This window comes from Gordonia sputi NBRC 100414, from assembly GCF_000248055.1.
GTDB lineage: Bacteria > Actinomycetota > Actinomycetes > Mycobacteriales > Mycobacteriaceae > Gordonia > Gordonia sputi.
Genome location: NZ_BAFC01000123.1, coordinates 80,973 through 102,276, shown reverse-complemented (window position 1 = coordinate 102,276; position 21,304 = coordinate 80,973). Strand labels below are relative to the sequence as shown.

At 65.4% G+C, this 21,304-nt stretch carries 21 protein-coding genes; 11 read left to right on the top strand and 10 right to left on the bottom strand.

Annotated features, from left to right (window positions below):
* The 3 genes from GOSPT_RS20680 to menD form a co-directional block, all read right to left on the bottom strand.
* Nucleotides 1-1,010 (bottom strand): glycosyltransferase family 4 protein (locus GOSPT_RS20680; protein ID WP_039856861.1); only part of this gene is annotated, 1,010 nt, incomplete at its 3' end.
* A gap of 10 nt (nt 1,011-1,020) precedes the next feature.
* Nucleotides 1,021-1,821 (bottom strand): DUF3592 domain-containing protein, encoded by an 801-nt coding sequence (locus tag GOSPT_RS24695; RefSeq protein WP_373278578.1) that lies wholly within the window; start codon nt 1,819-1,821, stop codon nt 1,021-1,023.
* Nucleotides 1,822-2,000: 179 nt separating this feature from the next.
* The gene (menD, locus tag GOSPT_RS20670; protein ID WP_051994112.1) at nt 2,001-3,722 is read right to left on the bottom strand and encodes a 2-succinyl-5-enolpyruvyl-6-hydroxy-3-cyclohexene-1-carboxylic-acid synthase; all 1,722 of its coding nucleotides are present in this window, start codon (nt 3,720-3,722) and stop codon (nt 2,001-2,003) included.
* A gap of 70 nt (nt 3,723-3,792) precedes the next feature.
* Here menD and GOSPT_RS20665 point away from each other — a divergent pair, with 70 nt between their 5' ends.
* From GOSPT_RS20665 to GOSPT_RS20655, 3 genes are all read left to right on the top strand, one after another.
* Complete coding sequence (locus tag GOSPT_RS20665) at nt 3,793-4,410, top strand: class I SAM-dependent methyltransferase (RefSeq protein WP_005208657.1); 618 nt, start codon at nt 3,793-3,795, stop codon at nt 4,408-4,410.
* 77 nt (nt 4,411-4,487) lie between these two features.
* Nucleotides 4,488-5,633, top strand: a complete 1,146-nt coding sequence (locus tag GOSPT_RS20660) for an AbrB family transcriptional regulator (protein ID WP_005208656.1) — start codon at nt 4,488-4,490, stop codon at nt 5,631-5,633.
* 85 nt (nt 5,634-5,718) lie between these two features.
* Entirely contained in the window at nt 5,719-7,032 is a 1,314-nt protein-coding gene (locus GOSPT_RS20655; RefSeq protein ID WP_005208654.1) for a saccharopine dehydrogenase family protein, read from the top strand.
* Between the two features lie 65 nt (nt 7,033-7,097).
* Here the strand turns inward: GOSPT_RS20655 and GOSPT_RS20650 are convergent, their stop codons facing one another.
* The 3 genes from GOSPT_RS20650 to GOSPT_RS23985 all read right to left on the bottom strand — a co-directional run bounded on the left by GOSPT_RS20650 (nt 7,098) and on the right by GOSPT_RS23985 (nt 9,008).
* Complete coding sequence (locus GOSPT_RS20650; protein WP_005208652.1) at nt 7,098-8,087, bottom strand: GGDEF domain-containing protein; 990 nt, start codon at nt 8,085-8,087, stop codon at nt 7,098-7,100.
* Nucleotides 8,088-8,168: 81 nt separating this feature from the next.
* The gene (locus tag GOSPT_RS20645) at nt 8,169-8,825 is read right to left on the bottom strand and encodes a PaaI family thioesterase (RefSeq protein WP_005208650.1); all 657 of its coding nucleotides are present in this window, start codon (nt 8,823-8,825) and stop codon (nt 8,169-8,171) included.
* A gap of 21 nt (nt 8,826-8,846) precedes the next feature.
* On the bottom strand, nt 8,847-9,008 hold the full coding sequence (locus GOSPT_RS23985; protein WP_168431204.1) for a hypothetical protein: 162 nt from the start codon (nt 9,006-9,008) through the stop codon (nt 8,847-8,849).
* Nucleotides 9,009-9,071: 63 nt separating this feature from the next.
* On the opposite strand from GOSPT_RS23985, the gene GOSPT_RS20640 reads away from it, so the two are divergent.
* Complete coding sequence (locus GOSPT_RS20640) at nt 9,072-10,043, top strand: 1,4-dihydroxy-2-naphthoyl-CoA synthase (RefSeq protein ID WP_005208648.1); 972 nt, start codon at nt 9,072-9,074, stop codon at nt 10,041-10,043.
* A gap of 13 nt (nt 10,044-10,056) precedes the next feature.
* On the opposite strand, the gene GOSPT_RS20635 is transcribed toward GOSPT_RS20640, so the two are convergent.
* Nucleotides 10,057-11,253 carry an EAL domain-containing protein gene (locus GOSPT_RS20635; RefSeq protein ID WP_005208646.1) on the bottom strand — a complete coding sequence of 399 codons (1,197 nt, stop codon included), beginning with the start codon at nt 11,251-11,253 and terminating at the stop codon, nt 10,057-10,059.
* Nucleotides 11,254-11,503: 250 nt separating this feature from the next.
* Between GOSPT_RS20635 and GOSPT_RS20630 the strand changes: the two genes are divergently transcribed.
* Nucleotides 11,504-12,148: a YdcF family protein gene (locus GOSPT_RS20630; RefSeq protein WP_005208644.1), complete on the top strand. Its 645-nt coding sequence runs from the start codon at nt 11,504-11,506 to the stop codon at nt 12,146-12,148.
* On the opposite strand, the gene GOSPT_RS20625 is transcribed toward GOSPT_RS20630, so the two are convergent.
* Entirely contained in the window at nt 12,083-13,513 is a 1,431-nt protein-coding gene (locus GOSPT_RS20625) for an O-antigen ligase family protein (protein WP_141630959.1), read from the bottom strand. The two genes, GOSPT_RS20630 and GOSPT_RS20625, sit on opposite strands and share 66 nt — an antisense overlap.
* 175 nt (nt 13,514-13,688) lie before the next feature.
* On the opposite strand from GOSPT_RS20625, the gene GOSPT_RS20620 reads away from it, so the two are divergent.
* Genes GOSPT_RS20620 through GOSPT_RS20595 form a run of 6 tightly spaced genes read left to right on the top strand, consistent with a single transcriptional unit; the run spans nt 13,689 to nt 20,321 of the window.
* Nucleotides 13,689-15,134, top strand: a complete 1,446-nt coding sequence (locus GOSPT_RS20620; protein WP_005208641.1) for a tyrosine-protein kinase domain-containing protein — start codon at nt 13,689-13,691, stop codon at nt 15,132-15,134.
* Nucleotides 15,131-16,426 carry a lipase family protein gene (locus tag GOSPT_RS20615; protein WP_005208639.1) on the top strand — a complete coding sequence of 432 codons (1,296 nt, stop codon included), beginning with the start codon at nt 15,131-15,133 and terminating at the stop codon, nt 16,424-16,426. Before GOSPT_RS20620 ends, GOSPT_RS20615 begins: the two co-directional genes overlap by 4 nt.
* Nucleotides 16,423-17,112, top strand: a complete 690-nt coding sequence (locus tag GOSPT_RS20610) for a YveK family protein (RefSeq protein ID WP_005208637.1) — start codon at nt 16,423-16,425, stop codon at nt 17,110-17,112. The genes GOSPT_RS20615 and GOSPT_RS20610 overlap by 4 nt, the downstream gene beginning before the upstream one ends.
* Complete coding sequence (locus GOSPT_RS20605) at nt 17,109-18,353, top strand: lipase family protein (RefSeq protein WP_005208634.1); 1,245 nt, start codon at nt 17,109-17,111, stop codon at nt 18,351-18,353. Before GOSPT_RS20610 ends, GOSPT_RS20605 begins: the two co-directional genes overlap by 4 nt.
* A gap of 36 nt (nt 18,354-18,389) precedes the next feature.
* On the top strand, nt 18,390-19,742 hold the full coding sequence (locus GOSPT_RS20600; RefSeq protein ID WP_005208632.1) for an acyltransferase family protein: 1,353 nt from the start codon (nt 18,390-18,392) through the stop codon (nt 19,740-19,742).
* Nucleotides 19,743-19,757: 15 nt separating this feature from the next.
* Nucleotides 19,758-20,321: a YdcF family protein gene (locus GOSPT_RS20595; RefSeq protein WP_005208622.1), complete on the top strand. Its 564-nt coding sequence runs from the start codon at nt 19,758-19,760 to the stop codon at nt 20,319-20,321.
* A 7-nt stretch (nt 20,322-20,328) separates the two neighbouring features.
* On the opposite strand, the gene GOSPT_RS20590 is transcribed toward GOSPT_RS20595, so the two are convergent.
* Together GOSPT_RS20590 and GOSPT_RS20585 are read right to left on the bottom strand one after the other, a co-directional pair.
* Entirely contained in the window at nt 20,329-20,763 is a 435-nt protein-coding gene (locus GOSPT_RS20590; protein ID WP_005208621.1) for a hypothetical protein, read from the bottom strand.
* Nucleotides 20,760-20,957, bottom strand: coding sequence for a hypothetical protein (locus GOSPT_RS20585; protein WP_005208620.1), 198 nt, complete (start codon nt 20,955-20,957; stop codon nt 20,760-20,762). The genes GOSPT_RS20590 and GOSPT_RS20585 overlap by 4 nt, the downstream gene beginning before the upstream one ends.
* Between the last annotated feature and the right edge of the window lie 347 nt (nt 20,958-21,304).

Here is a 21,304-nt window from a genome sequence, read left to right as displayed (position 1 = left end):
TCGTCGCGCAGCACGTCGATCACCTCGGGCAACTTCGCCGAGTACGACGCCGGCTCGAGCAGATATCCCGTCCGCCACGCCGACACCAGATCACGCGGCCCACCTGCGTCCGGCCCGACGACCGGCAGCCCGCTTGCCATCGCCTCCTGGATCGCCTGGCAGAACGTCTCGTGCTCGCCCGCATGCGTGAAGACGTCGAGGCTCGCGTACGCACGAGCCAACTCGACACCCCGCAACTCCCCGGTGAACACCGCGTCGGGCAGCAGCCGCGTCAACCTCGCACGCTCCGGTCCGTCGCCGACGATCACCACCCGCACCGAGTCGTCGTGCGCGAGTGACGCCAACCGCTCGACGTGCTTCTCCGGCGCCAACCGCCCGACGAATCCGACGACCAACCGCTCCCGATCACCCATCCACTCACGACGCAGCGCCTCGTCCCGTCGCGTCGGATTGAACAACTGAGTGTCGACGCCGCGCCCCCATCGATACAGGCGCGGAACACCATGTGCGCCAAGCGATTCCAGTGTCGCACTCGAGGGAACCAGCGTGCGGTCGCACATCTCGTGCAGGCGCCTGGTGTACCGCCACGCCGCGCGCGAAGCCATCCCGAGCCGGTATGCGTCGGCGAACCCCGCGATGTCGGTCTGAAACACCGCCACCGTCGGGATGTCGAGGCGTCGAGCAACCATCGCCGCGGCCCCGCCCACCACGAACGGCGACGCGAGATGCACGACGTCGGGCTGAAAATCACGCAACGTCCGATACAACACGGGCGCGGGCACCCCCACCGGCAACGACGACACCCGCGGCACCTTCACCGACGGCAACAGGTGCACCGGCGTGCGCCGACCCACCAGTCGCGGACCACGTTCGACGCCGCGCGCCGAGTCGGGAGCGATCACCACAGCCTCGTGGCCGTGGCGTTCGAGGTGGTCGATGACCCGGAGAACCGAGTTCACGACCCCGTTGACCTGCGGAAGGAAGCTCTCGGCGGCGATTGCGACGCGCATGCCGCAAGAATCAGCGGCCGAGGTTTCCGGCAACCTCGGCCGACGTGTCGGGTCTCGAAACTCCGCGTGAAGTCTCGGCGGTCGACGAGCCGGATTCTGAGCCCGCAGACTGGACCTCGGCTTTGACCTGGGCGTCGCCGGACTGGGCCTCCGCCCGGTCACCGTCGGACTGGGCCTCCGCCCGGTCACCGTCGGACTGGGCCTCCGCCCGGTCACCGTCGGACTGAACGCCTTCGGAGTCAGCGTCGGCGTCGTCCCGCGCCCCGCCGTCCCCCGCGCGGTCGGACCGGTCGTCGGGCTTGGCCTCAGCTCCGTCGTCAGCCTGAGCGTCGGGCTTGGCCACCGCTTCGTCGTCGGCATCGTCCCGCGCGGTGCGCAGGGCGGCGCGGCGTCGGCCCCAGCGTCGGGAGAACTCCGCGACGCCGAGCATCAGCGCCCCCACGACGATCCAGCCGAGTACCGCCACCGACACCGCGGGCACGATCGAGAGCACCGCGGTGCGCCCGGTCGGTTTGGCGAGGTCGGGATTGGCGGTGCTGTAGTCGACGCGTATCCGCTGTCCCGCGGTCAACTCCGTCGGATACAGCAGTCCGAGCCGCGGACTGTGCACCGAGCCGTCGGGCGTCTGGAAGTACGCATTGGCGTGCAGCCTGTCGGCGTATACGACGTCGGCGGTGACCGTGGCCTTGTGCTTCTCGATCTCCGCGTCGTTGCGGAAGCACGCGACGATGAGCACCAGGCACATCGCGGTCACGACCATCCCGAGCGTGAGCAACACCTTCTGCACACGTCGCAGGATGGTCGGATTCATGGCTGCCAGGATAACCGCCGGGCCCGACGCCCCCGTCGGGCGCGGCTCCCCGCGCAGAAAACTACGTCCCGTGGGCCGTCGACCTGTACCGGTACACCCCGACCACCCCAGGGGTGCACTTTTCTGCGCGCACTCGGCCAGCCAGCCCAAGCCGCTCGGCCCAGCCCGAAAGCCAGGCCCTACCCCGACACCCGCGCGGCGATGGCGGCGTGGACGTCGCGCAGTCGGCTGCGGTCGGTGACCACCTCGACGACCTCGATGCCCCCTGCGTCGTCCGGCAGCTCCTCGCCCAGCACGGCGGCGAGCTCGCCCAGCGACACCCGACGGTGCGCCACCCGCATCCCGGCGCACAGGGCGGCCAGGTCGGTGCGGTGCGGAGTACCGAAGACCCGCTCGTACGCCCCCGACAACGCGCCGGAGTCGAGCCGCGGGTCGCCCTGCTCCAGCAGCCCGAAGATCCCACCGCCATCGTCGTTCGCCACGACGATCCGCAACGACGAGGGGCGCGGCTCCCCCGGCCCGATGATCAGCCCGGTCGAGTCGTGGATGAACGTCAGATCGCCCATCAACGCGACGGTCCGTGCAGCCCCACCGACCGACGCCGCGCCCCCGGCCAGCGCAGCCCCGATCGCCGTCGAATTGGTCCCGTCGATCCCCGCGACGCCGCGGTTCGACAGCACGCGCACCCCCTCGGACACCCGACCCGCCAGCGCGACGTCGCGAATCGGATTACTCGCCCCGACCACGAACTGATCACCCGCCGACAACGCGCCGCTCACCACGCGCGCGACGTGCAGCCCGGTCGGCGGGCCTGGCTCGTCGAGCACGGAATCCACCGCCCCCAGCACTCGCTGCTCTAAAAACGCGCACTCCTTGAGCCACTCCTCGCGCGGCTCGCCGCTGACATCCGCGCGCGTTCCGGTCGCATACACGTTGCCCGACACGTCCGGCCAGCGGGGCCCTGTGGTCAGCGCATAGACGCGCACCTCCGGGTCGGCCAGCAGCCTCGACACCCCGCGATGCAGCGTCGGACGTCCGCAGATGATCGCCTGCTGCGGCTTGATCGACCCCAGCGCCAGCGGGTGTAACGGCGTCGCGGCGTGCGGGGCCGTCGGCTCGGCGACGGTCGGCACGCCCGCCAACTCCGGATGCACACCCGACCCGTGCCCCGAGATCACCACGGTGTCCAGCGAGAGATCGATCGGCAGCGGGACGTCGAGCTTGGCCACCGGCGCCTGCGTCCACGGCACGCCGCCGGGTCGACCGGAGAACGCACCGAGATCCTCGGACGCACTCGCGACGTCGGGCACCAGCGGCTCGCGCAGCGGAATGTCGAACTGCACCGGCCCGGCGTTTCCCGTCCGCGCACCGCGCGCGGACGCCAGCACACGCCCGACGGCCGAACGCCACTGGCTGTTGGCGTCGAGCCCCTCCTCGGCCAGCCCGATGCTGATCGCCGCCCGCACCTGCGTTCCGAAGATCCCGAACTGCTCGACAGTCTGGTTGGCACCAGATCCCAGCAGCTCATACGGCCGATTCGCACTGACAACAATTAGCGGCACGCGCGCGTAATTGGCCTCGAACACCGCGGGTCCCATGTTGGCGACGGCCGTGCCGCTCGTCATCACGATCGGCACCGGCTGCCTCGACGACACCGCCAACCCCAACGCGAGAAACCCTGCCGACCGCTCGTCGATCCGCACGTGCAGCCGCAGCCGACCCTCCCGATCCGCCAGATACAGCGCATAGGCGAGCGGCGCATTGCGCGACCCCGGACACAGCACGGCCTCCCGCACACCCCCGCGGATCATCTCGTCGACGATCACCCGCGCCTGCAACGTCGACGGATTCGGCCCGTCCCCCTCTGCCGCAAAAGTCGCTGACCCTGTCGAGGAATTCATGAGCTCCAGCCTATGTCCGCACCTAAAGTGATCACCGATACGTGCCACCGGCTCGACGGAAGGTGGGCAAATGGGCTTCTACACCGATCACGTTCTGCCGCGCGTCATCAACGTGACGTGCGGCTCGTCGATGCTCGACCCACTTCGACGCCGCGCCTGCGCACCACTCTCCGGCCGCGTCGTCGAGATCGGATTCGGCTCGGGCCGCAACGTCGGCCTCTACCCAGAAGCCGTCACGTCGGTCGACGCGATCGAACCCTCCGACGTCGCCTGGGATATGTCCGCCGACCGCGTCACCTCCTCGCCCATCCCGATCCGCCGCGCCGGACTCGACGGCCAGCGCCTGCCCTTCGACGACGACACGTTCGACGCCGCGCTCTCCACCTTCACCCTCTGCACCATCCCCGACGTCGACGCCGCGCTCGCCGAGATCGCCCGCGTCCTGCGCCCCGGCGGCACCGTCGCCTTCCTCGAGCACGGCACCGCCCCCGACGACGCCGTCCGACGCTGGCAGCTACGCCTCGAACCGATCCAGAAACGCACCGCGGGCGGCTGCCATCTCACCCGCGACATTCCGAAACTGTTGACCCACAACGGTTTCGACCTCACCGCACTCGACCAGTTCTACCAACACGGCGCACCCCGGCCGTTTGCCGCACTCAGCCTGGGCAGCGCAACCACCCCCTGACCCACCCCCTCGCGACGCTCATCACACCCCGCTCGCTCCACCCGACCGCCCGCTCGCCGCGTCGCTACGCTCAACTAATGACCCGCTGGTTCCTGCTCGCCGCCCTCACGGTCGGCGTCAGTCTCCTGCTGGACCTCATCGACGTCGACGCCGCACCGCTGTTCGCTGGACTACTCGTCGCCGCACTCCTCGCGATCATCGGATATGCCCCGCGCCCGCGCACGCCCGCCGACACAAGCACCCACACCGCCACCGGACCACACGCCGACAGCGCAACAGGACCCGCCGACAAGGCCACACAGCCCGCCGCCACCGATCCGCCGACGGTCCCCCGCGCGGCGATGCTGGCGGCGCAGGGCACGGTCGGCGTCTACATCGGCACCATGGCCGATCCGACGACCATCTCCGGCCTCGGCTCCGCCTGGCTGCCGGTCCTCGTCGTCGGGCTCGGCACGCTGGCGCTGTCGGTCGCGGGCGGCGCGCTCCTCGGCCTGCACCGTGAGGTCGACGCCCTGACCGGCTCGCTCGCTCTGGTAGCGGGCGGGGCGTCGGGCCTCGTCGCGTTGACCCGCGATCTCGGTGGTGACGAGCGCGTCGTCGCGGTCGTCCAGTACGTCCGGGTCGCGCTCGTGACCAGCACCATTCCACTCGTCGCATCGCTGGTGTTCCACGCGTCGTCGTCGAATGTCGTTGTGGCTCGGCCAACATGGACAGAGCAGGCCGCGGGCGTCGCACTCCTCGCAATCTGTACAGGTGTCGGCATCCCGCTCGGCAAACTCATCCACCTCCCCGCAGCCGGCCTCCTCGGACCGATGGCGCTCGCAACCGCAGCAGAACTCACCGGGATCGCAGGCGACGCCGCCGTCCCGTCGGTCCTGCTCGCCATCGCGTATGCGGTGATCGGCTGGCAGGCAGGTCTCGGATTCACCCTTCCCCGACTTCGCGCCATCGGCCGCATCCTGCCCGCCGCGGTTGTGCTGATCCTCGCGATCGGCGTCGGCTGCGCGCTGCTCGGTGTGCTGCTCTCCTGGTGGACGGGCGAGTCGATGTTCGACTGCTACCTCGCCACCACCCCGGGCGGCATCTACGCGGTGCTCGCGGCAGCAACGGCCGCGGGCTCCAACGTCGCATTCGTCGTCGCGGCCCAAATCCTGCGCGTACTGCTCATGCTGTTCGTCGCGCCCTTCGCGGCACGCGCGGCCGCCCGCAGGCTCACCTCCTGAAACCCGTGACTGACCTGCGACGCTCCACCACCAGCGCGATGCAGCCCATTGTTACTGTGACTTCAGTCGCATATACATTGAACTCATGACCGGTGAAAGCCAGCCCGAAAACACCCCGTCGTCAGCTCCGACGAGCTCGTCCGAGGCACCTGAGATCCGCGAGTTCGACGTCGTCGTCTTCGGCGCCACCGGATTCGTCGGCGAACTCACCGCCCGCTACCTCGCCGAGCACGCCCCCGCCGGAACGCGCGTCGCGCTCGCGGGACGGTCAGAGACCAAGCTCGCCGACACCCGACGCCGACTCCCCGACGCCGCACACAACTGGCCGCTCATCGTCGCGGACTCGTCGTCACCCGCGTCGCTCGACGCCATGGTCGCCCGCACGCGCGTCGTCTGCACCACCGTTGGCCCATACCTTCGATACGGCGAGGCCCTCGTCGTCGCCGCGGCCACCGCGGGTACCGACTACGTCGACCTCACCGGCGAGGTCCCCTTCGTGCACTACTCCATCCAAAAGGCCCACGAGGTCGCGGAGGCCACCGGCGCACGCATCGTGCACTCGTGCGGATTCGATTCCGTCCCTTCGGATCTCGCCGCCTACGAGCTCTATCGCGGCGTGACCGACGCCGACGTCGGCGAGATGACCGACACCACGATGGTCGTCGCCGCGATGCGCGGCGGCGTCTCCGGCGGCACCATCGACTCGATGCGCGTCATCGCCGAACAGGCAAAAGACTCCAGCGTCCGACGCCTACTGCTCAACCCGCAGGCACTGTCCGGCGCACCCGCCCAAACCCCGCGAGCAGCACTGTCGTCGGAGCCGAGCGATATCGGAATCATCAACGCGCACAAGGTCGACGAATCGCTGCGCGGCACCCTCGCACCCTTCTTCATGGCCTCGCACAACACACGTATCGTCCGACGCTCCAACGCACTCCTCGACGGCGCATACGGCAAAGACTTCCACTACGCCGAGACCATGTCTGTCGGCGGCGTCCCGGGAGTGTCGACGGTCATCGCGGGCGCGGTCGGTGTCGGGTCGGGCGCGTTCCTCGGCGCGATGTCGTTCACACCGACACGCGCACTCCTCGACCGTGTGCTCCCCAAACCGGGTTCCGGCCCGAGTGAGAAGACCCGGGAGAACGGCTATTTCGTGATCCGCACGTACACGCGCACGACGACTGCTCGACGCTTCCGCTCCACCTTCTCGATGAAGGGCGACCCCGGGTACAAGGCCACTGCCGTCATGCTCGGCGAGAGCGCACTGACACTGGCACTGAACCGCCACCAACTACCATCGCGCGCAGGCGTTCTCACGCCCGCAGTCGCGATGGGCGACGCACTGATCGACCGACTCCGCACCGCGGGCGCCACCATCGAGGTCACCGAACTGCACTGAAACCCAGAACCGCACCGGGTCACCGAACCACGCCTGCAGCCAGCCGCCCGCGGCCAGGACGATCCCTAGTTCGGTCGCCGCTTGTGGCGCAGCATCATTCGATCCGCCTCGTTGATCAGCACCCGCAGCGCCCCGGCGTCATCCGGCCCACATTGTGCCCACCCGATCGCGACGCCGAAGTGCGGAACTCGTGCACGTAAATGCTCCACCCGCGATCGGAACTGCGACACCTCATCCGGTCCGCCACGCGCGATCAACGCGAACTCGTCGCCGCCAACCCGTGCCGCCAGTCCGCCATCGTCGAACACCCACCTCAACCACTGGCCGATACCGGCGAGGTGACTGTCACCGACGAAATGTCCGTGACAGTCGTTGATGCCCTTCAGGTTGTTGACGTCGATGAAGGCGACGATCACATGGTTTCCCGACGCGAGCGCCTCGTCGACAAATGCCTGCCCGCGTTCGTTCAGTCCTCGGCGATTGAGCAGACCCGTGAGCTCGTCGGTCACCGCCATGTGCGCGATGGTCGCGGTGGCCGCCTCCAGGCGGCGCTCGGTGCGTCGCCAGGTCAGCGCGATCACGACGGCGAGCACGTCAGCCTTGACCAGTTGCACGGCTACGACGCCGAGCGGGGCGGCCTGCGGATAACACCATGCGAACAGCAGCGCCGCGACGTTCAGCCCAACGATCAGCACAAGCGCGATGCGCGGATACGGGACGAGCGCCCCGATCCCGACGATGACCAGCAGCGTCCCGATCGACGGGTAGGCGACCTGCGTGCAGAGCACGTAGACGAGAGGATTCGCGGCAATGAGCAGCGCAGCCACGGTCACCAGCGCAGGCGCAGAACCAGACGTGATCAGCCGCGGTCGTCGCCAGAGCGTCCACGCGATAGCCGCGAGCACGACGGCCGTGACCGCCGCAACTGATGACGCAGGACGCGCCCCCGGCGTTGGATCGAGCGTGACCTGCACAGCCGTGACCACGACGAACAACGCCGCTCCGAGGGCCACCGTGATCGCGAGCCGGTCGTCGACCACCGAATGTCTGTCCATATGGCTGTCGCTCCCCTTGGTACACACGAAGCGTGGGATATGGACAATCCCCGGACGCAGACGCCCTCGCCCCTCGGAATGCTACGGCTGACCAGGCTTCAACTCAATAAACAGCGAATCCAATTCGGCACAGAGACGGTCGCCGTCGTGGAGCGTGCCCTTCACAAAGGCCTTGCGTCCTTCGCGCTTGTCGACCCAGGTTCGGCAGGTCAGCGGCGTCGACAGAGGTGTCAGCGAGCGGTATTGAACCGTCAGGTATGCGGTGCGGGTGACGCCGTTGATCGCGAGTGCCGACGCCATACCCCCGAGATCGTCGAACGCGACCCCTACCTGGCCGCCGTGCGCCGCGTTGTTGCCACCGAGGTGAAACGGCCGGAAGGTGACCTCGGCTACCACTCCATCGGCGCTCGCCGACGAGATCACGTACGGCGGGAGGGTGATATTGCCACGCGCAGGCAGGTCGACGCGGGTTCCCGCGGGGGTGTGCCACTCGTCGACCTGCACTTTTGCCAGTCGTTCGTTGAGGGCGGTTATCTGCTCGAGTAGCTCCTCGGTCTCCGCGCCCTCGGGGCTCGCGTAGCGGGCGAGGTCCATGAGCCGTCGGATCTGCTCGTTCAACTCGCCGTATCGGGGTCCGCCGCGGTCGGTCGTGACCTCGATCCGTGCGCGGAATCCGCCCTCATGGGGCGACTCGTCTTCGGAGCGGATGTCCCAACCGTCGCGCGTGTCAGATGCCATCTGGCCACCGTATATGGCCGGTCAGCGCTCGTGTCTGTCGGATTCCGAACCGCTGGCGAGCTGGGGCGGACGGGGCGCCTCACGACGGTCTCGCTGCCTGATCACGGCACCGACAACCAGGGCGACGACCACGGAGACCGCCGCCCAGATCACGATGATGATCGCGATCAGCTCGAATGACATGTATCCAGGGTGCCATGCACGGCGTGCCGAATGCGACCGAACCGGCTACTAAGGTCGATATCCATGACCTCCGGCGCAACTCAGCACGCATCCGACCAGCCGTTCGACGCCAGCCAGTGGACCGCAGTTCAGGGCTTCGACGACCTCACCGACATCACCTACCACCGCCACGTCGGCACGACCCGCGCCGACGGAATCGTGCGCATCGCCTTCAACCGGCCAGAGGTCCGCAACGCGTTCCGGCCGCACAGCGTCGACGAGCTCTACCGCACCCTCGACCACGCTCGACGCAGCCCCGACGTCGGGACCATCCTGCTCACCGGCAACGGCCCGAGCCCCAAGGACGGCGGCTGGGCCTTCTGTTCCGGCGGCGATCAGCGCATCCGTGGGCGGTCGGGTTACCAGTACGCGACCAGCCACGACTCCGACGTCACTCGCGCCGATGCCACCGGGGTCGACGAGGCGCGCGTGAAGGCCGAGGGCGGCCGACTGCACATCCTCGAGGTGCAACGACTCATCCGCACCATGCCCAAGGTCGTGATCGCGGTGGTCAACGGTTGGGCTGCGGGCGGCGGACACTCCCTGCACGTCGTCTGCGACCTGACGCTCGCCTCACGCGAGCACGCCCGCTTCAAGCAGACTGACGCCGACGTCGGCTCGTTCGACGCCGGATACGGTAGCGCCTACCTCGCCAAGCAGGTCGGTCAGAAGTTCGCACGCGAGATCTTCTTCCTCGGCGAGGCGTACGACGCCGAGACCATGCACCGCATGGGTGCGGTCAACCGGGTCGTCGACCACGCCGACCTCGAGCGCACGGCCATCGAGTGGGCGCGGGCGATCAACGGCAAATCGCCGACGGCCCAGCGCATGTTGAAGTTCGCGTTCAACCTCACCGACGACGGCCTGATGGGTCAGCAGGTCTTCGCCGGCGAGGCCACCCGCCTGGCGTACATGACCGACGAAGCCGTCGAGGGTCGAGATGCGTTCCTGGAGAAGCGTTCTCCCGAGTGGGACGCCTTCCCGTACTACTACTGAGCGTGCACCGGAGCTACAGCTCCGCCCCGAACGGCCCGGGCGCACCGAAGTAGATGCCCTGCGCGAACTGGAAACCCAGCTCTACGACGCTGTCGAAGTCTGCCTTGCGTTCGACGCCCTCCGCGACCGTCGAGATGTCCATCGTCTCGGCCATCTCACAGATCGCGCGCACCACAGCGCGGTCGGCTGGATCGTCGGCGATAGCCGAGATGAGCGCCCGATCGACTTTGACGACGTCGACCGGGAGGTCCCGCACGTATCGCAGCGCCGAGAATCCCGAGCCGAGGTCGTCGATCGAGATGGTGCAGCCGCTCTCGTGTAGTCGCTCGACGGCACGCTGCGCCTCCGTGTCGAAGTCGATGACCTCGTTTTCCTGGACCTCTATCCAGATCTGACCAGGGCCGAGGCCGTACTTGTCGATCTCGGTCACCACGTGATCGACGATCGTCTCGTCGACGAGCTGCTGCCGCGAGAGATTGATGCTGACGAATCCGCTCGGGCCGCACAGGGGTTGGATCGACTCGTGGAGCGCCCGAATCGCCTGCGTCACCCCGTTGCGGCCGATGGGCACGATCGCGGATGTGTGTTCGGCGACAGCGAGGAAGTCGCCGGGCAGCAAAACGCCGTCGGCGGTGACCCACCGCAGCAGTGACTCGAACCCCACGGTCACGCCATCAGCCATCCGCACGATCGGTTGGTAGAACTGTCGGAAGTCTGCCTCCGACGAACTGGTCAGCCTCACTGCGAGGTCGAGGTCGCCTTCTAGTCGCTCATAGATTTCGGGTCCGGCGATCGCCATTCGACGCTGCGATTCCAGAGCCAGGCAGAGCGCGGCGTCGGCCGCCTGGACGAGTCTGTCGGCGTCGACACCTGACACCGATTCACTTGAGATCCCATAGGCGAAGTCGACGAAGATGCGTACCCCGTCCACATCGACCGTCGAGGCAGCGAGACCCGCCTGTAGGTCGACGAGAATCGCGTCGACGCCGGGGCCATGCGGAAGCCTCAGGAGCCATTCGAATCGGTTCCGGGCGTCCAGACCTACGTCTGACCCCATCTTGTCCACGAGTTGAGAAACCACTGTGCGCGCCGCCGCCTCGGTCTGTTCACGGCCATAGACCGCGCACGCCCGGCGCTGGGGATCAGCGAGAATGGCAACGACGATTCCAGGAACGTCGTGTCCCCCGTACTTGAACGCCGCCCTCTCCACGCGAGAAGTTTACGATCATCCCGGCGGCCAGGTGTGAATTGGATCCAAGTACCGCCGGTCAAGTTCAATTGATCACCTGTTTGGTCTAGTGAATTGTGCTTCTGAGCTGCAGTTTTGCCGTCTGGGAGATACGCGACTTTCAGCCCTTCATCAAGCGATTCCTCGTGGTGGTACGTCCGCCGTTCGAGCCACTGAGGGGAGTCTCGACTAAGGTCGACGAAGTCAGATTCCCGGCCGGAGGACTTGCCACGTGACGTCGCCCGACCCGACGGACTCCTACGTCTTCGAGCCCCGCAGCAGCCATGAGACACGCCGTCGTCGACGGCGACTCTCCGGCAGTCTCATCAGCTGGGTGCTCGTGATCGTCGTTGTGGTCGTACTCGCCTTCGACGGCCTCGGCTATCAGCTCTTCTATCGGGACCATTCCGACCCACTCCGCAAGGTCGATGCCATCGTCGTGCTCGGCGGCGAGCACGACGGCCGCGAAGACTACGGTCTACAACTCGCCCGCGAGGGCTACGCGAACACGGTGCTGATCTCCGACCCCTATCTGAATGACGGCTATCACCGGGGCGGCGCAGAGCTGATGCGACGAGTCTGCTCGGCGAGCACCGAGTCCATCGAAGTCATCTGCTTCAACCCGGATCCCTCGACGACGCGTGGCGAGGCGATGTTCACCGAACGCATGGCGAAGGAGCGACACTGGCGCTCTGTCATCGTGGTCAGCTGGCGCTACCACCTCTTCCGCGCCCGCTACATCTTCGGCCAGTGCTTCGCCGGCGAGGTCGTCATGCGATCCGTGCCGCGTGATTACGGCCGGTCGATTCCCCTATGGACGGCGACCTTCGCCTACCAGTACGTCGGATTGGCCAAGGCTGTCGTTCTCGGCTGTTGACGTCCCGTTCTCGGCCGTCGATGTAACAGTGCGCGAGTCGGCTCGCACCAGTTCCGACGTGTAGACCAGAAATACGATGAGCAGCGAGAGATCTGCGGTCGAGACCGGGATCGTGATCGTCGAAAAGTCGAGCTGCAATGCGACCACGGAGAATCCGATGAATCCACCGCCGTAGAAACCCCATTCCCAGCGGCGTGAACGCAGGCACCGGTAACCGAGATAGCAGCCGTAGATCAGCATCGCGACAAATGCCAGACCGACCAGAATGCCACCTCGATAGACAGCCAGCAGCGGCGCGTTCGCGACGTAGTTGGTGGTGAACGAGGTTTCCGGATCGATGAACTCCGCCAGTCCCCAGCCCTTGCCGAAGATCCAGTGCCCGGCGACAGTGCTCGGATACTCCTTCAGCGCATCCAGGCGCGCACTCGAACCCTCGTCCTGGCTACCGAATGACGAGAACACACGTTGGCGCAACTGCGGCACCGCGGCCAGCGCGGCGAAGGTGGCGACGCCCAGCCCGACGATGGCGAGGCGTTTGCGATTCGACATCGTCTGGAACACCAGCATGAGCACGACGCCGACGATCACCGAGAAGAGACCCGCACGGCTCAGCGTGAGCAGAAGGGCCAACGCCAAGATCACGCCGAGCACGCTGCGCGCACGCCCGTCGAACAAGACAGCACACATCACCAGCGCCACGAAGAATCCGATTCCGGCGGCATTCGGATCGATATACGTCCCCGCGAGCCGCTGCGTCGCGCCCCCTGAGTGATAAACGAAGCGCAGCGCGCTGGGGTCGTAACCGAATAGCTTGAACGGCTTCATCACTCCCGGATAGACAAGCACACCTGCTGCAACAACCGCACAGGCAGCGCTGGCAACCACATACACTTGTCCGAACGTCCGCAGCTGAAGCCGCGGGAGTCGCAGAAGCGCGACTACGAGAATCGTTACCGTGAACCATTTCACATATTGCGATATGTCGGCGAAACCGACATATGTTGCCAGCATCGAGATTCCACTGACCACAACGAGAACGATCACAAACCAGTCCATCGTGGTCGGTGAGCGCATCTCGATGGGGTGTATCACGGTCGCCAAAATCACAGCGACAGCGAACGCCAATGTCAACGGAACGTGAACACCAGGTAAATGCGCGACCGGCATGAATCCGAGAACAGCGGCGAACGCCCAGAGAAACCAGGTCGGATGCGCCAGACCAACGTAGGCACCGACGACGACCAGCAGTAACACGATGACAAGAAACGCGGGTTTGGCTCCTGCCATCAACGCACCGAACGCCACCACGGCAGCACTGAGCACCAACAGGGTGCCGACGATCCATGAGCGCCTAGCTGATTCCACGAGCCATATAGTGGCACACCCGGTCGTGTAACACCGAGCTGATCGCGACCGACCAATGTCTGAGGGCAATCCCACACAGCAATTGCCCGAGAACCATGATCCAATCAACTGTCCATTGTTCAACGGTTGAACGAAGCGCCCGCGCGGCGCTACCCCAGAGAAGGGAACCGGTCAGGTGCCACTCGGCGATTACTGGCGCATCATTGTGCGGTTTTGGTGGGTTCTCGTAGTGGGAGCGCTCGTTGGCGCTTTCGCCGCTTTTGCTTACAGCACGTGGATCTCTCCCGGAAAATACGAATCCACCGCTCGGTTGTTCGTGACCGCAGAGGGTGGAACGTCAGTCGGCGAGAGCTACCAGAACAACCTGTTCGCCCAGGATCGGGTCAATAGCTACGCGACAATTGCGACGAGCGACCAGGTCGCACAGCGCGCTGCCGAAACGCTTGGCGGCCAGGTGGGCGCCGGCGACATACGCGGGAGCGTTACGGCTGTCCCGGTCAAAGACACCGTGATCCTGACGATCACCGCCACCGCGGACGACGCGAAGCGAGCCCAGGCCTACGCCCAGGCCGTTGCCAATGCGACGACCGCAGTGGTTCAGGAGCTCGAGACCTCGCGTCGCGGCGACTCCCCCTCTGCGACAGCGGTTCTCTACGATGACGCGAGCCTCCCGTCGTCCAAGAGCGGGCTGTCGTGGTGGCTCTGGCTCATCATCGGAGCGGTCGGCGGGCTACTGATCGGCGTGCTCGCCGCCGTGGCGATCGGCATCTACCAACGTCGACGGATCGACTCTGAGTCAGACATCGCCGACGCCACCGAGAAGTCCGGCATTCTCGCCGTGATCCCCACCGACTCGGAGTTGAAGGACAATTCGTCTCTGGAGCCCGCGACCGGACCGACGTCCGATGCGTACCGCCGCCTCGACGCCAATCTGCGATTCATCGCCTCGGGAAGCACTCGGCATGGCACCGCTCCGTCGGCGATCACCGTCGTCGGTCCGACCCGCGACGTCGGCGCGACGACCACCGTGGTGAATCTCGCGTCGTCGTTCGCCGCACGCGGCAAAACCGTGCTGATCATCGACGCCGACCTCGCCGATCCCACCCTCACCGACGACCTCGGTCAGCCGCCGACCGAGGGTCTCACGACCGTGGCAGTGGGCGAAATCTCGCTTCACGATGCGACGCTGAGTCTTCACGACGGCGTCGACCTCCTGCCGAGTGGTCCGGTTACGTCTGACCCGTGGGGCGCCATCGGCGGAGACGGCTTCGACGCCGTCATTGCGGCTGCGATCCATTCCTACGACTACGTCATCATTGATGCCGGTCCGCTGTCGGCGTCGCCGGAACCACTCACCATCGCCGCGCGCACCGACGGCGCACTGCTCGTGACTCGACGCGGCGTCACCACGAGGAAGCAACTTCGCACGTCGACAAAGGCGATCGAGAGTGTCAATGCTCCGCTGCTCGGCGTGGTGCTCACCTTCACGGCCAAAGTCGCTCACAAGCAGACCGACAGCAGCACACAGGACACTGACAGCGGTTCACCGACAAGCGATTTCGCCGCCGAGCGGGTGTCGGCATCGAGGGTCGACGCAGCCGAGGTGCACGCGGACTCGTGAGCCCTGCCGCAGTGATCTCGACCTTCACCTCACGTCGCGCAGCGACTGCGCTCGCGGTCGGCGTGGTCTGCCTTCTGGCGATCACGGTGTCGGGATGCGCACAATCGACTGACGACACCCCGCTGACGCTGTCGCCGTCGGCTGCTGCATATCCCGAGTCACCGCTGCCCTCCGCTTCGCTGACGACGCCCCGCGACACCGGCAAACCGGGTGCGGTTCTGGCCGTCGAGGATCCGCCCCGCGGACCCGTCAAGGCCATCAACAATCGTGACGCCGTCGTCAAGCGAATCATCTACCGCTCGACTTCTGGCATCGACAACTCGGCAACCGAGGTGTCCGGAATTCTGGTCGTCCCCAAGGGCACCCCACCCGCGGGCGGTTGGCCACTCATCGCATTCGGCCACGGCAACTCTGGCACCGAGAGCACCTGCGGCCCTTCCGAATACGGCAATCTACTCGGCAACGACACCATCATCGAGGCATTCCGGCTCAACGGCTATGCCGTTGTCATGTCCGACTACCAGGGCCTCGGCCACGGCAAGGGCAACCATCCCTTCCTCAGCGCCAAGACCTACGGCAACAACCAGATCGATGCCGTCCGAGCTGCACAGGCGATCGCGCCCGACGTGAGCAAGCATTGGGTGTCATTCGGTGTTTCGCTCGGCGGCATGGCGGCGTGGGCAGCCGGCGACCGCCAACCCGAATACGGGAGCGACACCGATCTCGATGCGACGGTCGCGCTGGTTCCCGTCGGAGATATGAGGGGCCTTGCGGACCGAGCTGCGCAGGGGACACTGACACGCGATCAATACCCTCTTCTCGTCTATGCACTCGACTCGCTGTCGAAGACCTTCCCTGACCGTTTCAACCTCGACGACTATCGCTCCGAGCGTGCCAAGTCAGAGTGGGAGACCTTGATTCGGTGTGTTCCCGACTCAACCGGAGATCTGACGGCCACCCAGCGCGCGCTGAACTCGCTCACACCACAAGACCTGAAGCCGAAGACCGTTGCGGCCACCGACGCGCTGCGCGATCAACTCGCCGACTACGCCCTGCCCGCAGGCCGCAACAACTCGCCCGTTCTCGTCATGTATGGCACAGACGATCCGCTCATCCCTCCGCAGTGGACGGAACGGGTCATCGGCAAAGCCTGCCAGGAAGGTGAAAACCTCACAATCGTCAAACGCGTTGGCGATACCCACGCCGGACTCGATTCTTCCCAGGCAATTCCCTGGATGAAGGGCGTGTTGAACGGCGACAAACCCCAGAGCAATTGCGACGATCGCCCATGAGATCACCATCGACGCGAACCGTCGGCGAGTACGCACATATCCTCCTGCGCGGCGGAATCGTGTTGATCTGCGCCGCAATCGCAGGCGGACTCGCGGGATGGCTCGCGGCAGAGATGACGCCCAAGACCTATGAGTCGCAGGCACGCCTGCTCATCGTCGCCCCGGGTTCCGCGACGGTGTCCAGCGCTCGCACCAGTGGCCTGGCCGGACAGCTACGCGCACCCTCCTATCGTGAACTGGCCACCAGCGACCAACTGTTGATGCGCGTCGCTGCGGCACAGTGGCCGGGTATCGATCCTCAGACTCCCCCTGCCGACCTCCGCGAGCGCGTCGTCGCTTCGATAGAACCAACGAACGCTGTGCTGACGATCACGACAACCGGAGATACACCGCAAGCCGCACAACAACTTTCCGCGGCGCTTGCCGGTGAAATGCCCAAGCTGGTGGTCGAAGTCGACAACCTGAACGGGCGTGCACCCTACGAGCTGAAGACGATCGACGCCGCCACCGACATGGGAGTGACCTCGCCGAAGTTGCTCACCTATATCGGCCTTGGCGCCGCCGTTGCCGTCGTGTTCTCCGCGGTGGCGCTCCTCGCATTCAGCCTGCTACGCAACAGAGTCGACGATGCGCTCGGTGCATCGAACACCCTCAGATCGAGTCGAGAGTTGGAGAATTCGCAGTGAATCGCCCGACCGTACGCGTGCGGATTTTCGTGAGTTGGTTGGCGCTGGCCATCGCGGTCGCTGCAGCACTGACCGCCTGCGGCTCCGACGAGCAGTCTGCGACAACATCATCCGGCCGTCCTCCCGGCGTTCCGGTCGACGTGCCACGCGCTGGCGCCACCGGGCCCGGAACAGTGTCGTGGGCACAAACCATGCCGGTTCTCGACCGTCGGATCTCGGCGGCGACGAGTCTCGCTGTGCGCGTGGAGTACTCCTCGACCGATCACGACAACAAACCAACCGTTGTCACCGGCGGCCTCTTCGTGCCGGCGGGCCAGGCACCCCAGGGCGGGTGGCCGATCATCGGATTCGGCCACGCGACCGTCGGTGTTCTCAGCGAATGCGGGCCGACGCTGGACTCGAGCCTTCGTGGCGCGGCCGACCTTGTCTACGTTCTGCTGTCTCAGGGATACGCCGTGGCAGTCAGCGACTACCAGGGCCTGGGCACCCCCGGCGACGCGGAGCCAACGCACCCGTACCTCGATGCGACGACCGAGGGACACAACATCATCGACTCGGTGCGTGCGATGAGGCAGATGTCGCCTTCGAACACCTCCGACAAGTGGGCGGGATTCGGCGTATCGCAGGGCGGCCAAGCCGCGTGGGCGTCGAACGTTCTCGCGGCTTCGTACGGTAAGGGCCTCAACCTTGTCGGCACCGTCGCCATCTCGCCCCCTGCGGACATCTCAAAGCTGTCAGACAAGGCGTGGTCATCGAATCTGACAAAAGATCAGTACGGGCTCTACCAGTGGTTGCTGCTGGCGCTCAAGCACGAGAATCCCAGCCTTGATCTCGACAGCTATCGTAGAGGCTCCGCCACCACGAACTGGACCGCGTTGTCGCAGTGCGCATCCCGCTACAGCCAGGAACGACAGCAGGCAGCTGACGCACTCACCGATGCGGACCTTCGGCCGGACTCGGCCACGAGCCGCGAAGAACTCGAACGACTCTTGCGCGAGCGGGGCCTCCCCAAAGGCCTGCCCACCGCCCCGATTTTGGTGATGTACGGCGGAAAAGACACCTTGATCGACTCCGCGTGGACCACTGCCGTGATAGGTGCGAATTGCTCAGCCGGCGCTGATCTCGTGGTGTCCTTCCAACCCGACCGCGGACACGCCGACGTCGATCCCGGCGTTGCCATCTCCTGGCTCGAACAACAAATGCAAGGATCGGGGAGTCCATCGGGATGCACGAACATCTGACGCGACACGTTTCCATTCTCGTTGTATTGTTGACAAGTGAGTGATCACTCCGCGACAGCACCTGAGCAGTCTGTCGAAAAGAGCGCATCATCAGGGCGTCACCGCATTCCTGAAAACCACACACACAATCCCCCACGATCGAGGGACCAGCAGGTCACCGAGGCTACAAACACCGCAGGGGCCAAGCCTTTTCGAGCACGAATTCGCGGACTCGACGGTCCTCGCGGAATTGCGTGCATGCTTGTGCTGGCCCAACACGTCGGTGGCCACTATTCGCCGAACACGTTTTTTTCCGGCCACTTGCAGATCTTCGGTCAATCACTGATCTTCTTCTTTGCGCTCTCCGGTTTTTTGCTGTATCTCCCCATTCTTCGTCGCCTGTTCACCGGTGGACAGTCACAGCCTGACGTAGCGTCGTACACCCGACACCGGATACTGCGGGTATTCCCGGCATATCTGTTCATCTTCCTCGTCGCGAGCTACCTCATGCGCGCGGTATATCTGGAGAACGCCGCGGTTGCGGAATCAAGCGGCAAGTTCGCCGGGATCGGGATGATGACAGATCCGGCCATGATCGCCGCCAACCTCTCGCTCGTCCAGAGCTACATCCCGTCGATGCTTCAAACAGGCATCAACCCGTCGTGGTCATTGACCATGGAGATCGTGTTCTACGTGGCATTGCCGCTCATCGGCCTGCTCGTCTTCACGCTACGACGCCGCTACGGGTGGAATCCGATCGTGCTGGCTCTCATCGGCCCCGTCGTCCTGGTGATTCTGGGTACCGCCGGGAAGTTCTTTGCCCTGTGGCTCGCGAACCGGCTCGGCATAACCGACCTCATCATGGCGAACTGGGGACCCAACTGGGTGGCCGTCGTGCTGCGCAGCTTCATCGCTTCGTCTGACAACTTCGCATTCGGCATGATCGCCGCGATTCTGTTCGTCGGGGCCGAGACCGGGCTCATCTCGCGTCGTCGTCTGAAACGAGCGCGACCGTGGACCGGCCTCGCCATCCTCCCACTGATTCCGATCACCTATGTGCTCATCGCCCTCGGCTCGCCCTTCTCCAGCACCGCGACGGCACTCGCCTCCGGCATGATCATCTTGTTCATCGTCATTCCCTTCGCGCGAGGCGAGGATTCGGCATTTGCCCGGGCGCTCGACTGGAAACCTTTCGAGTACTGCGGCCGGGTATCGCTGAGCATCTACCTCTGGCATTTCCCCGTCCTCTTGGTCCTTGGCAGGTGGGGATGGATGCACGGCGACACCTGGTCGGGCTTGGCGTTCAATTTCGTTGTGGTCGGAGCGGTCAGCATCGCGCTCGCGACGCTGTCGTTCTACTTCGTCGAGAAGCCTGCGATCAACTACGCCATTCGGTCCCGCCGTCGCTGATATGGTCCTGGTCCCGTGACCGGCGGGGTCCGGGTAATCGGCATCCTGGTTGCCGCGCTGATGGTCATACAACTCACCGGCGCCGTCGTCGGCTATCGCCTCTTCACCGATCCACCCGCAGAGCCGCCGGTCCATTCAGACGCCATCGTGGTACTCGGCGGTGCGCACGATGGCCGCGAGTCTTTCGGAATCGATCTCGCCCGTGCAGGTCTCGCGGAGACCGTACTGCTCTCGAACCCGTATCCCGCGGAGGACGCCACGATGCGTGCGGCCTGCCAGCCGTCGGACCGGAAGGTCAGAATTGTATGTTTCGCACCGCGGCCGTCGACGACAACGGGCGAGGCCCTGTTCACTCGCGAACAGGCGCGCGCCCATCATTGGAACCGAGTGACAGTAGTGAGTTGGCGCCACCACCTGTTTCGCGCGGGCGTGATATTCCGGCAGTGCCTCGGCATCGACGTAGAGCTCGTCGCCGTTCCCAGCGCCTACCACTTCTCGCTGGGGGCTTGGGCTTTCGTCTACGCCTACCAGTTCGCCGGAACTGCGCGGGCAGCGCTCACCGGATGCCCGCCCGGCTGACGAGTCCTCATCTCACTTCAGCGAAACCCTGACTCACCACCACATAGACGAGGAGGGCAACCGACGCTGCCGCGAGGATGTAAAGCATCACGAGTGCCGCGGACATGAGCGTCGTCACCAGCAACTGCGCGACCTCTGAATTGCGTCGTCTGGATCCCGAAGCGGTTGAGAGGCGACGGGTGCGGCTCGCCGTCGCCTCGACCGTGGCTGCGACAATCAGCGCGTAGGGCGCGAGAACGGCACATCCCCCCAGCACCAGAATCGAACGCACCTGCCCGGAGAATGGCAGCCCCCACGCGGCGCCGGCACACGCAGCGGCGAGCACAACGAGGAGTAGCACTCTGCCGAGCACATCGGATTCACCTCGCGACGCCGCGAGATACCACCACACCACTGCCGCAATGCAACCCGTGAGCACCAGACCTGACACCGCGACGATCATCGCTGCGACACCACCCTGCCTGCGACCACCTTGCCTGCAACGTAGGCGATCACTGACGCAGGTGGAGTAACTGCGAGAACCACGATCCCCTGCCAGATGGGGTAGTACATCAATCCGAGCACCGCGGTCGAGGCAAATCCCGATAAACCAACCACGATGCCCGCAACAAAGAATTCCGAGCGCTGCCCGGACATGCGAACCAGTGCATAGATGAAGCAAGCGCATATGGGCGCTACCGTAGCAATAAGAATCGGCGACACCGGTAAGTACCGATCGACGAGATATCGACCAGCCGCAGCACAAGCCGCTCCGACACCCACCAGCACGGTCTGCCGTCGCATGGCATACGTCGCCGACTCCGATCGCGATGCCACCACCGGCTCAGGCTACCCGATTTGAGGTTGGGCAGCCTGCCGAGCGCACCAATCAGGTCCTTATCGAAGCAGCGACAGAGAACGTTACGCGTCATATTTCACACAAATTCGGAGTTGCGCCTTCGGTGCGAATCGTTAAGATTTACTCAGCGGGCGCTCAGCGTTGG